Raw genomic sequence first — 12,241 nt, 5'->3', positions numbered from 1 at the left:
CATCTGGCCGGCGCCGAACCGTAGAACGGCACCACCATCTGCACAGGCAATGGCCGGAAAGCCGATCATGCATTAAAACTGAAACCGGACCACCTCATAGGGGCAGGCCACCTCGACGGAGGCCTGTGCAGCGCGTACGTCTGAATCAAGCCATGCCTGCGCTTGATGCCGCGCGCGCTGATTACTTGTGGTTTGGGTCGATATGTGGCTGGTCATGCAGAACGACATTCAGCAGCGAACTGTGAATCTCGATCCCGCCATTGTAGGAGATGAAGCCCAGTTTGCGGAACTTGTTCATGAAGAAGCTGACGCGTGCCCGCGTCGTTCCAACCATCTGGGCGAGCGTCTCCTGGCTGATCTTGGCAATCTTCGGTTCCGGAATGCCCTCCTGCCCGAAATTGGCTAGGAGCAGGAGTGTTCGAGCAAGACGTTTTTCGCTCGAATTGAACAACTGATCGATGAGGTCGGACTCTACCCGGACGGCGCGGCTGAGCAAGTGAGCGATGAACGGGCGGTGCGAACCGCCCGCGTGCTGGTAGACAAACATGCCGGCGTCATCGCGTGGAGCCGTGAAGCCAATCCGGCGATCGGTGATTACGGCGAACCCACGGTGCTGTTTCAGGCTGGCGACGTGTCGGAAATGGAATGATACCCATCAAACGCTGGGTGGCTCTGGATCCCTGCGCGGAGGCGGCTTGCCGATATTGGTGCTTTCGCCTGGGTCATCGAGAGGCACCAGGTAGATATTTGCCGGATTCGGATGATGATCGAGGGTCGCGCCTGTCGCCACATCCACGCCGGCGCCGATGACACCACCTATCAGGATGTTCCCGGCCAGCCCAGCTGCTCCGCCGCCGCTCATCTTCGTCCCGATGTACAGCTGACCGGGCTTGTAGCCTTCCTTTTCGGCATAGGCTGTAAACTCTGTCTTTCGGCTGACCTCAACCCTTCAAGGGCGACCGAGGACATGCATGCCCAAGGCTCGTCCTGATTGTCGCGTCCGTAGGTTCGGAGTTGATAACGACCTGTTCTGTCGTGCCGCGCACAACCGACGCGCAGCCGCCAAGCACCATCGCCGCGAATACCGCAGCCATCGCAGTTCTCATGGAATGCCCTCCCAAGCCCCACAGAATACAACCAGACCGCGAGTGAAGAGTCGAGACTATCGCAAGACGCAGAAAAAGCGCCGCCAGCCGAAGCCAACGGGGCCATGAATGTTCCGTTATGAGATCAGAGTAAGCGGTTTTATCCCGGAGCAATCGGGAACGCCGGTTGGTGCTGGAAAGGCTACCTGTCGTACGCGAAAACGACAAACGGCGTGAAACGACCACCAGATGCAGTATTGTGCAAAAGCTCATGCTATCGTCGTCTCTTCTCCAGAGGCCTCCGGCCAGATTTGAGCCAGCCATGCTAGTGAATATCGGACCTGCCAAGCGCGTCGGCAAAACGAAGACAATCTATGATCGCACCCTAACCGCCATAGAAGTGACGTCCCATTCAGGTAACCCTGTGCTCGTGTTCTATGCAGACGGGATCCACGATCATGCTGGGACGTATCGGTATGAGTTTCGTCTCTCCGATGGCGACATGCTTGCACTTAACAGTTGTCACACGCCCAAACACTGAGTTGGCAGCGGATTGCTTAAGGGCAGCGCCAGCACGTCGTCCGGCGATGCGGGTCAGCCAGCACGGGACCATGAAATGTGCGCGCGCTGCTTCCGGTGGAACATCGACTCCGCGCGGCTTGGGGTATAGTCTGTCTTGTCGGCAGTATGTTCAGGGCGCTGCCGGTTGAGGGTGGCCATCGTGCCCTAGCCCCGACCGAAAGGAGGACGTCATGTCTTCCGGTTATCTAACTCCCAAAGAAATGGAGACGATTGAGCGCGTACTGGCCGAAGTCCGCGATCCGTCAGAAAATCGCAGCTTCGACAAGGAAAGTGCGCGAGCACGCATTCTCATTGATGCGTCGGGGCAAGGAACCCGCACAGAAGCTGAACTGCGGGTGCTGCTCGCTCAACACGTGGCGCTGCATCAGACAATCGACTACCCGCAGGAACGATGGGAAAATGAAGGCGGGTCCGTTACCTGAATTCAGCGCCACGATCCCGTAGCTTGTGGGTGAGTGGGTTTCTTTTGGTCTCAGCGGAACAACGGCCACAGCAGTATGTTGACTGACGGACACGGTTGATACCGTGCCCGGATTGCCAGTAAGGCCCCTCTCGAAGCTGGCGATCCTGTTGACCGAATGTCAGCCGGCCTTCTCCGAGGTCGGCTGATATCGGAGACCGCACCGAAGAATGCCGATGGCATACAACATCTCGATGTCGGTGCCTGGCCCGAATCCCGGACCTTCGACCGTCGCAGTTAGATACTCGATAGGAGTCACTGCAATCACCAAAGATGCACGAAGGAACACTATCTGGTTCGTCGTCGCTGCACTCGTCGTTCTGACGATAGCTGCCCTACCGTTCTTCGGCTTCCGTTGATCCAGCCTCGTGATAATCAAACATCTGCCGCCTTTAGCTTAGCGGCGCTGGCTGCCATATTGCCCACCTCGGAACATCACTCTGGTTTTCGAGTTTTTTCCGCCGCTGCCGGTGTCCAAGGTGCCTGACCTGGACCTTCTTCGGCACCATTCCGACGAACGGTGGTAACATATCGTCATCAGACGGAGGCTTCTTTGCGCTGCGGCGGCGGGCAAACGCCTATGTCGGTAAGAGAGTTCAATCGAATATCTTGGCGATTGTGACCTCCCACTGAACTTTCATCCAGCGGCGATTAGAGCTGCTCCGATACTTGCTCCGATACCATTCTTTGGACCGCCGGATGCTGGAGTTTCCGGCCTGTTGTCACGTTGGCAGGGTGGCAGCGCCATCGTGATTTAGCGACGAGATCGGGACGTTGTGCCCGATCGCCCCATGCGGACGAACCTCGTTGTAGTATCTGCGCCAATCCTCCATCTTTTCGGCCGCATCGGCAAGCGTCAGGAACCAGTGCGCGTTCAGGCATTCTGCCCTGAAGCGCCCGTTGAAGGCTCGATGTAGGCGTTGTCTGTCGGCTTTCCCGGCCGCGAGAAGTCGAGCGTGACGCCCTTCGTGTAGGCCCACAGGTCGAGGTCTCGGGAGATGAACTCAGACCCCTGGTCGACGCGGATCGTCTTCGGATAGCCGATTTTCGGGCAGACCTGTCCCAGTGTCCTGACGACATCCTCCGCCCGATAACTGAACCGCGGATCGAGAACCGGCACGTATCGTGAGAAGGTGTCGACCACCGTCAGCACACGGATCTTCTTGCCCGTGGCGAGCTGATCGTGAACGAAGTCCATGGCCCATACGTCGTTGGGACCAACCGCCGCGGCACGATCCTCTCGCAGCTTCGCCTTGACCCGCCCCTTCGGTGTCTTGTTCCTGAGTTGCAGGCCCAAATCCCTGTAAATGCGGTAAGTCCGCTTCATGTTGATGTCCCAGCCTTCGCGCGTCAGCATCACGTGCACCCGGCGATAGCCGTAGCGAACCCGTGTCGCGCAGATGTCCTTGATCCGAGCTGCAATCTCGGCCTGATCGCGGCGGCGGGACATGTAGTGGTAGCTGGACGTGTCGAATTCCAGAACCCGGCAGGCTCGCCGGATCGACACGTTCCACTCACCACACGTCTCCGCCACCAGCTCGCGTTTGTGACCAGGCCTTAAAGTTTTCGGCGGATGACGTCCTGCAGCATCTCCTTGTCCAGCGAGAGGTCCGCAACAAGCTTGCGCAGCTTGCCGTTCTCGTCCTCGAGCTGCTTCAGCCGCTTCATCTCAGTCGGCAGTAGCCCGTCATATTTCTTTTTCCAATTGAAGTAGGTCGCCTAGCTGATCCCCGCCCGGCGGCAAATCTCCGCAACAGGGATTCCGTCTGCTCCCTGTTTCAAAATGAACGCCTTCTGTGCGTCCGAAAACTTCGATGCCTTCATCGTCTTCCGCTCCTCCCAGCCAAGGGACGTTACAGCGGAAAACTCCAGTTTCAAACGATCCAACTTTCAGGGTTCAGAGCAGAGGACCATGGCACCTGCATCGTTTTCCTGGCGACACTTACCACGTGCAAAATCACGACAATTGGTCCCCGACCAACTCTGCTTCCTCGTCGCCCATTGCGCCCGCCAACCCCGCCGGAATGTCACCCGCCAGCAGCTTTTCCTTCGACAGCAGGCCGGCATCCTCGAGAGCCTCGAAATCCGGCAGGTCGCGCAGCGTATCAAGGCCGAACTCCAGCAGGAAGTCCTTGGTCGTGACGTAGGTGTAAGGTGCGCCGGGTGTCGGGCTGCGCGGACCGGACGCAATCAGCTTTGCACCGCGCAGATGACCAATAAAATCGCGACTGATCTCCTTGCCGAAGAACGAAGACAGTTCGGCGCGGGTGATCGGCTGGAAGTAGGCAATGCACATCAGCACCAGCACTTCGGATTGCGTGAGGTCCACGGCCTTCTGACTTCCACCGACAGCGGCGCGGATCGCGTCGGCATATGGCGCTCGGGTCAGGTGCTTCCAGCCGCCGGCAACAGAGACCAGGTCATAAGGCCGGCCGCGAAGTTCCTCGCGAATATCATCGATCAAGAGATCGATGCTGCAGCTTTTGCCGACAATGCGTGCCAGCGTCTCGCGGCCAACGGGCTCGCTGGCGGCGAAGATCGTTGCTTCGACGCGGTTCATCCACTCGCGCCAGCGTGCATCCGGCGGCAAATGATCCAATTCACGATCGAACAGTGCATCTTCGTCGTCCCGGCCTCGTCGTTTGCGCGTCGTCTCCGCCATGGTCGTCAGAGCCCGTAAATGCGGAATGTCGTCCGCCCAGAGAGTTCGCGCACAGCGCCGAGCTCAACCAGCCGGTCGAACAGGCGGCGCAATCCGCGATCGCTCATGCCGGAGATTCTTTCGGAGGCGACGATCGCGTCGTCGGACAGCAGTTTGTCGACAACGGTGCCTGCCGCCTTGGCCCGGAGTTTCGGCGCAACGGTAAGCATCCGGTCCGCGCGACGTTCGAGGTCGGCGGACAGATCGATGGCGCGGATCGCGGCACGCGCCCGCGCGGCAAGCAGACCTTTGGCACGCTCAGGATCTGTCTCAATGCCTGTCGCCCCAAAACTGGCTGCCGATCGACGCGAGCGCGCGCTTATGCCCAAGGCTGCTTCGGCGCCGAGCAGCGGCAGCGCATGTGGCCAACCCAGGCGTTGCGCCAGCAGGGCATCGGCGAGCCAGGCTCCGACGGCGCGCGCAAGGCCGTGGCGTTCTGCGGCCATGAATGAACCGGTGAGCGTTGCGACCATGCCAGCGCCGGTCGCCAGTTGCCGGAGATCATCCGACAGATCGCTGACCACCTCATCATCCGGGGCGTAGCCGAACTCCTTCAACACCGCTGCAAGGGTTTTCAACGTCAACAATTCTTCCGCCGGCCTCGATGCCAGCCGGCGCCAGGCGAGCAGCAAAAGCCCGGCGGGGCCGACTGACAAAGACTCGCCCGGTCGCGTGAGCAGCACGGCATCGCGCAGCGCCGCCTCATCCTCGACGCGGCCTACCTGCTTCGCCGTTACAGCGGCCGCCGCAAGCGCCAGCCGCTGTCGCCAGGCGCCGGCCCAGCGCTCCTGCCGGCGGACTATTGCATCGAGCGCGCCGATGGCGGCACCCGCCGAGAGCGCGAGGTCCTCGAGGTCCTTTCCCGCAAGGCTTTTCGCATCCGGTACGGCTCGGCGCAGCCAAGCCGGCACGGTTGCCAACGGCGCGGTCGAACGGGCGCCGGCAAGCGTGGCGTTGTGGTGCGGAGAGGATTTTCGACGCAGAATCATTGAAAGCACGATGATTCATCGCGGCGCTTTTGGCAATCAAAATGGCTTAAAAGCGCTGCGCTTGTCGTGTGTCAATAATGAACGATAATGTTGCATTATCAGTCATTGTGCTCTTTATTGGGAGAATGGCCGAAAACATCGAGCAGAACCCCGAAAATCACTGCGAGCGATGCTCTGGAGCGTCTCACGGCACGAACGCGCAAGGGAATATCAGCAATGTGCGGATGGCCGCCTGCAGCGCGGTGATAAACGTGCCAGCTCGCCTTCAGCGTCTCAGCGACCGCCACAAGCAGCACGGCAGACGCCAACGGCCGATCCTTCAGCGGTTGCGCGCCTTAGCTCGCGCAAAAGCTGGCAACACGGCCATGTCAGGCGTCCGCCTGACGGCGGTCGGACGTTCGCCCGCACCAAGTGCTTGCAACAGGAGGATCACCGCTTGAGGCCAGACGAAGACGATCTTCCCGACATCGTCGATCTTGTCGTGGAGATGGGACGCATGGCGGACGAACCGGCGGCCGAAGCGCTTCCCCCCTCCCCTCCCCCAACGGCGGCCTCGAAACCTCGCCTGCCATCTCATCTCGACGGTCTGGCTGATCGCGCTCGCGACTATGTCGAGGCGGCAAGCTCTGCCAACACGCGCCGCGCCTATGCGTCAGACTGGCGCCATTTTTCGAGCTGGTGCCGGCGGGAGGGTGTCGCGATGTTTCCGCCCGACCCGCAGGTAGTCGGTCTCTACATCACCGCCTGCGCCTCCGGAAGGGTAACAGGCGACAAGAAGCCCAATGCCGTCTCAACCATCGAGCGGCGGCTGTCCTCGCTTGCATGGAACTATTTGCAGCGCGGCGTCTCCATCGATCGCAAGGATCCTCATATTGCGACCGTCATGGCCGGCATTCGCAACAAGCATGCTGCCCCTCCCCGGCAGAAGGAAGCGGTGCTGCCTGAGGATCTGATCGCCATGCTGGAGACGCTCGATCGGGGCACGCTTCGCGGCCTTCGCGACCGCGCCATGCTGCTGCTCGGCTTTGCGGGCGGGCTACGCCGGTCTGAAGTGGTCGGGCTGGATTGCGGTCGCGATCAGACCGAAGATGGCTCCGGATGGATCGATATCCTCGAGAAGGGGATGCTTGTCATCCTGCGCGGCAAGACCGGCTGGCGCGAAGTTGAGGTAGGACGCGGCTCGTCGGATGCAACCTGCCCGGTCGTGGCGCTCGAGACATGGCTCAAGTTCGCTCGCATCGCCCACGGGCCCGTGTTCCGGCGCGTGACAGGACGTGGAAAGACGGTCGCCGCCAACCGCCTCAACGGCCAGGAGATCGCCCGCTTGGTCAAACGCACCGCACTGGCGGCCGGCGTTCGCGGCGATCTGCCCGAGGGTCAGCGCGGAAAGCTGTTTGCCGGGCACTCGTTGCGCTCTGGCCTCGCATCTTCCGCGGAGGTTGATGAGCGCTACGTCCAGAAGCAGTTGGGACATGCCTCGGCCGAGATGACGCGAAAATACCAGCGCCGCCGCGACCGTTTCCGCGTCAATCTCACCAAGGCGAGTGGCTTGTAGGAAGCCCCCTCCCCTCCCCTGCAGCCTTACTCATGGCGGTTGCGGATGAAGACCATGGCTGGACCAGAGGCATTTGACCTCGCGAATCTGGACCTTCACTCCATAAACGCAAGGATGTTTACGCACCTTAGATGCGCTCGCCGGGCACGCAGGCGAGCCTTCACCGGGTGGCTGCAAGAGCCCAGCTCGTCCCCGCCCCGGAGTTCCAACGGGGCTCTCGAGATCAAGCGCAGCCTTCCGCCCAAACTCCAACCGCGCTTCTACCGTGCCATCGAGGACATTCGGCCCCAACGCCGCATCGTCGTCAATCCGGGCGCCGAAAAGTTTCCCATGCGCGACGGCGGAGAACATTCCGATTGCCCACGTCGCAAGGGTGCTGGCCGGGATCGAGCGTGAGTAGACCCACCCTGCCCTAGCCGTTTTCGAGCGCCGACAGCATCGGCCGGATGGAAAACTGTCCCTTTTCGGCTCTTTCGGTCAATGCACGCAGATAGCCGCCTGGCGACCGTATCGTGTCAGCGCGCTCCAGAATGGCCGCAACGGTGACCGCGGCTGCAATCTCGCCCATTGCTTCGCACGCCCTGCGCCAAGCATCGGGCGAGATGCCGAGCATGGAACGCACCAAGCCGGCCGTTGCCATCACATCCTGCCAGCTGGAAATGCCGTCGCGGGCGTAGCTTGCCAGGGTCGGGCACACCGCCAGCAAATAGGAAAGCGGTACGGGTTCGCTTCTACTGGCAGGCGCTCGCTTCTCAGCTTCGCCCTGTCCTGTTGGATCCCCCGGCTCTGTGGCCTTCACGGGTACGCGGTCACTTTCCTGCTTCAGCTCTTTTTCGGAGCTATATTCAAAATGTTGGTCTGTGTTTGAATTCTGATAGTGGCGCTCGGAATCGACGTCATTGCCGCTCATTTCTTGTTCAGTGAGAGAGTCCAGGTACGCTTTTTCCACCTGTGCCCGTAGGCGAACGAGGTCGTCACGGCGGTTCGTCAGCGCCTCTTGGGATGCCTGTCGAGACAGCCTGCGGGCCAGAGGAACCAGCGTCAGCGCATAGGCTTCCCAATCCCCTTCCCTGCCCTCTGCGAGGCCTGCCTCGATGATCTTGCCCGTATCTCGAAGGTGAACCCCGATCTCGGCGCGCAGCTTCTGGCAATGACGCGCATGGGCGCGGGCATCTTCGGCCGCGTCATGGATTGCGGTAGCGGCCAGCGCCAGAGGCGACAGGTCGAATCCAAAGGCGCTTTCGACGCCGCCTTGGTCGTTCCTGCGGCAATAGCGCTTCCCATTCGGGCTGTCGCGGCGCAGGATCAGCCCTGCTTCCACCAGTGCGGCGATGTGGCGACGCAGGGTCGCGTCGGCCATACCGCGGCTACGCAATGACAATTCGGCGTTGGAAGGAAACACTACGATCGGTTCCGAACCGTCCAGTTCGCGAGCCTGGTGGAAGCTGAGCAGCGCTTCCAGTACGGCAATAGCCCGGTCGGAAAGACCAAACACCGCTCTTGCCTCCGAAAGCGCACGGATCAGTTGCCACTTGTCTGCCTTGCCGGTGTCGTTGCCTCCGGCATTGAGTGCCGCGCGCCGGCGATCGATCGTTTCCCTGCGCCGAAAATCGGCCGCACGAACCCGTCCGCCGCCAAAAGGCGTCGTTGCAAATCGGTCCATCATTCGAGTCACCTCGTTTAAGAGGCACAGAAATACGCGGCCGGGACGCGCCCACACCTTGACAGCGTGACTCGGAAGTGATTCTTTCAGATTGCTACATCGAAAGGGGCTTCCGGAATGGCAACGTTCTGGGGGCCTTTTTTCTTGCCTGCTTCTCCGTTTCTGTTTCGGTTCTACGCACTCTCTCCGGTCTGGCGGCTTGCCAGCCCGGCGATCCCTATTTCTTCGTTGCTGATGCGGCCTTGCTGAAAGCCTCATGCAACTCGGGCAAGCGGTCCGCGACATAGTCGGCGAACCCCTTCCCCGCACTCTCCGGCACCGTTAGGCGCGATCCCCGCGCGGCGCTGGCCAGCTGGCCGATCGGCTTGCCGTTTGCGCCGGCGATTTTTGTGACATGTCGCGACCGACGTTTGGCGCTCTTCAGAACCCCGGCTTTGAGCCGATCGAGCAACCGCTGAAAACGGGTGTCGCTGTCTGCAGCGCGAAAGGGCTCACGCGACAGTTCATCGACGACAAGACCGGCATTGTCCTTGGCTATAAGGTCACCCAGCTCGAGCCAACGGGGACGCCCGGCTTTTGGAGCTGGGCCTATTGCCTCGGCCACATGTTTCGGCACGGCTTCGACAACCTGCAGCAGACGCGACATTTCGGATTTGTGGACGGCCAGCGCGTCCTGGGCGGTTGAGCGGTCAAATCCGTGGTCCAGAAGCGTCTGCGCGAAAAATGCGCGCTCGATGAAACTCAGAGCGCGTCGCTCGGCGTTCTCCTTGCCCTGGGCCAAGGCCAATTGGGCATCGTCGAGTGAGCGCACGACAGCGCGAACCGATCGCCCCAGCTGGCGTGCAGCCTGCACCCGCCGATGCCCATAGGCGATCTGGTAAATGCCGCGCGCGGCCTTTCCGGAATCGGCATGGGGGCGCACCAGCACGGGCACCTGCTGGCCGTGTTCGGCAATGCTCCGCTTCAGCGCTTCGAAGTCCTCGTCGTTGGCTGCACCTTCGCTGAACCGGTCGAGAAAGGGAGAGCGCTCGAGCATCTCTGGATCGAGGTCGATAACCTGTTCCCCCGAGGATAGAGCCTCCCGCAGCTTGCGCGCTTCATCGACTTCCTGCGTGAGATTTCCGAGCGAGAGCCCCATCGCTTTCACCGCTGCCGACGTCGCCCGCTTAGGGGGGGCGCCAACAGGCGTGGTCGCGGGCGCCTCGGCAGGAGACGGCGCCTCTTCAGCCTCCCCGGAAAACAGTGATTTTAGTCGATCCTTGCGCGCGTTCATCGTTTGAGTTCCCGGTCGCCGCCCGAGCCGAAGTCGGTGCGAATATCGGAGGGCTGTAGAGGGGCAAAATACGGCCTCCCGAAACCAGAGTTGACAGCTGTCAACTCCAGCGTGAGCGGCGCTTTCAAGCCAAAGTTGACAGCTGTCAACTTTTCCCCGCTCATGGCTTGCGTCCCCAAGATTCCGTCATGAGAGCCTCGATCTCCGCGTTGACAGAATTTAGTGCTTCGTAGGCCCGGTCATAGGTTACACGGTTGAAGTTCTCGCGCCCCACCTCGTAGAGCGTCTGCTTGGAAAGGCCGGCATCTGAGATGGCGGTTGACTTCAGCATGGGGGCAGTCAGAACCCGATCAGCGAACTGCGTGCGCAGGAAACCGGCGATTTGCGTCTGCGGCCCATCGTTGGGCTCGTAGCGGGTTATAAGATAGCGCAGGAAATCGAAGTTGAGCGAACCGCCAGCTTCGCGGACCACCGACAACAAGTCTGAGGTCATGAAGAGGAACTGGCTCATGGACGCCACATCCAGCATCTGCGGATGAACGGTCACGATGACGGAAGTGGCCGCACACAGAGCGCTCAGTGTCAGATAGCCAAGCTGGGGAGGGCAGTCGATGACGACTACGTCGTACCGGTCTTCTACCGACTGGATCGCATGCTGCACGCGGGCAAAAAACAGGCCCTCAGTGTCCGCCGCGTTGCGCCGCGCCAGATGCTGTGGCGTTGTGTGCTCGAACTCTTGCAGTTCGAGGTTTCCGGGGACAATATCCAGGCCGTCGAAATAGGTATTGCGGATGACGTCCGCTAGCGGCACGCGTTCGCTGTCATATCGGATCGCCCCATAGAGGGTGTCGTTGCCAGACAGATCCAGCTCCGGCTGATAGCCAAACAGCGCCGACAAGGACGCCTGGGGGTCAAGGTCGATCGCAAGGGTACGGTAGCCCTGAAGCGCCATGTACTGCGCCAAATGGGCGGACGTGGTCGTCTTGCCAGAACCGCCCTTGAAATTGGTTATGGCAAGGACCTGCAAATGCTCCCCAGGCTGACGCCACTTCACATAGTGCTTCGCCTTCGCCCCTCCCTGTCCAGCCAAGTGCCGGCGAAGCTCATTTACGTCGGCCAGCGAATAGAGCCTGCGCCCACCAGCTCCAAGTTCGGGGGAGGGGCCTTCGCCTGAAATCGATATCTGTCGCAGGTAGCCGTCGCTAACCCCAATGAGCCGCGCAGCCTCCCCGCTGGTGAACGCCCGCAGCGTCTTTTGAGCGGTAGGAGGAAAGAGGCGTCCACGCAGAGCGGCCAGTTGCGCGGATAGTAACGCGGCGTCGGCCGCGATCTGCCGGTCCGCTGTATGGTTGCTTGGTTCAGCGATAGTGCTCAATTCTCGTCCCGCCTGTAATAACCGACGGGGGAGGGAACCGCGCGCCCTCCCGACTCACTTCGGCTGTTCAATTCTACGCGATGATACTCAAACTGACAGTCCCTACCGCGAGTAACGGAAAAGTCCCCATCTGCGCGCCATGTCCGTATATACGGTTGTCGATCAAGCGATTCCTGTCAATGCGAGGGTGAACGGGGATTCACCCCTCCGCAATGGTGCGAGTTGACAGCTGTCAACTCGGCGCGCAGATCCAGGCAGCACAAGGCGTTGGCCCAATACATGTCACCTGCTAGTGGGTCAGCGTCTGTGTGCGACAAGTGCCTAAATCGGCCGCCGACGACAAGTTTTTGTGACCTGGCTGCGATGAACCGCGCGCGGTCCGGCCCCGTAGATTGGCCCGAGACGACCCCTGGTCTCTCCCCCAGAACCCAACCGAGAGGAAGCAAAGATGCTCAAGAGATTGTTGATTTCCGGTGCGGCTGCCGTCGCGATGACCACATCCGTGCTGGCCGCCGACATCGTCGATACCGCCAGCCAGGCCGGCAACTTCACAACCCT

General features: G+C 60.8%; 10 protein-coding genes and 2 pseudogenes. 2 read left to right on the top strand and 10 right to left on the bottom strand.

The features are described from left to right. Window positions 1-181 precede the first annotated feature (181 nt). Together FY036_RS00455 and FY036_RS24010 are read right to left on the bottom strand one after the other, a co-directional pair. A pseudogene (locus FY036_RS00455) lies at window positions 182-508 on the bottom strand (helix-turn-helix domain-containing protein); the annotation flags it as partial. Between the two features lie 147 nt (window positions 509-655). Then, entirely contained in the window at window positions 656-862 is a 207-nt protein-coding gene (locus FY036_RS24010) for a hypothetical protein (RefSeq protein ID WP_210247459.1), read from the bottom strand. Window positions 863-1,837: 975 nt separating this feature from the next. Between FY036_RS24010 and FY036_RS00440 the strand changes: the two genes are divergently transcribed. Continuing rightward, on the top strand, window positions 1,838-2,089 hold the full coding sequence (locus FY036_RS00440; protein WP_148912757.1) for a hypothetical protein: 252 nt from the start codon (window positions 1,838-1,840) through the stop codon (window positions 2,087-2,089). A 760-nt stretch (window positions 2,090-2,849) separates the two neighbouring features. Here the strand turns inward: FY036_RS00440 and FY036_RS00430 are convergent. From FY036_RS00430 to FY036_RS00415, 4 genes and pseudogenes are all read right to left on the bottom strand, one after another. Then, window positions 2,850-3,951: pseudogene (locus tag FY036_RS00430) on the bottom strand (IS3 family transposase). 133 nt (window positions 3,952-4,084) lie between these two features. Then, window positions 4,085-4,789 (bottom strand): SMC-Scp complex subunit ScpB, encoded by a 705-nt coding sequence (scpB, locus tag FY036_RS00425; protein ID WP_148912755.1) that lies wholly within the window; start codon window positions 4,787-4,789, stop codon window positions 4,085-4,087. Between the two features lie 5 nt (window positions 4,790-4,794). Further along, the gene (locus FY036_RS00420; protein WP_148912760.1) at window positions 4,795-5,817 is read right to left on the bottom strand and encodes a DUF1403 family protein; all 1,023 of its coding nucleotides are present in this window, start codon (window positions 5,815-5,817) and stop codon (window positions 4,795-4,797) included. A 98-nt stretch (window positions 5,818-5,915) separates the two neighbouring features. Next, window positions 5,916-6,125: a hypothetical protein gene (locus tag FY036_RS00415; protein ID WP_148912754.1), complete on the bottom strand. Its 210-nt coding sequence runs from the start codon at window positions 6,123-6,125 to the stop codon at window positions 5,916-5,918. Window positions 6,126-6,304: 179 nt separating this feature from the next. Between FY036_RS00415 and FY036_RS00410 the strand changes: the two genes are divergently transcribed. Beyond that, window positions 6,305-7,372, top strand: a complete 1,068-nt coding sequence (locus FY036_RS00410; protein ID WP_148912759.1) for a site-specific integrase — start codon at window positions 6,305-6,307, stop codon at window positions 7,370-7,372. Between the two features lie 412 nt (window positions 7,373-7,784). Here the strand turns inward: FY036_RS00410 and repC are convergent, their stop codons facing one another. The 4 genes from repC to repA all read right to left on the bottom strand — a co-directional run bounded on the left by repC (window position 7,785) and on the right by repA (window position 11,683). Beyond that, window positions 7,785-9,038, bottom strand: coding sequence for a plasmid replication protein RepC (gene repC, locus FY036_RS00405; RefSeq protein ID WP_148912753.1), 1,254 nt, complete (start codon window positions 9,036-9,038; stop codon window positions 7,785-7,787). 214 nt (window positions 9,039-9,252) lie between these two features. Further along, window positions 9,253-10,308 (bottom strand): plasmid partitioning protein RepB, encoded by a 1,056-nt coding sequence (gene repB, locus FY036_RS00400; protein WP_148912752.1) that lies wholly within the window; start codon window positions 10,306-10,308, stop codon window positions 9,253-9,255. After that, window positions 10,305-10,472 (bottom strand): hypothetical protein, encoded by a 168-nt coding sequence (locus FY036_RS23680; RefSeq protein WP_161601058.1) that lies wholly within the window; start codon window positions 10,470-10,472, stop codon window positions 10,305-10,307. Before FY036_RS23680 ends, repB begins: the two co-directional genes overlap by 4 nt. Further along, window positions 10,469-11,683, bottom strand: a complete 1,215-nt coding sequence (gene repA, locus FY036_RS00395; RefSeq protein ID WP_148912751.1) for a plasmid partitioning protein RepA — start codon at window positions 11,681-11,683, stop codon at window positions 10,469-10,471. Before repA ends, FY036_RS23680 begins: the two co-directional genes overlap by 4 nt. Window positions 11,684-12,241: the final 558 nt, after the last annotated feature.

Source organism: Neoaquamicrobium microcysteis (genome assembly GCF_008180155.1).
Taxonomy (GTDB): domain Bacteria; phylum Pseudomonadota; class Alphaproteobacteria; order Rhizobiales; family Rhizobiaceae; genus Aerobium; species Aerobium microcysteis.
Note: the sequence above shows the minus strand (reverse complement) of the source record. Positions and strands in the feature narration are given on the sequence as shown.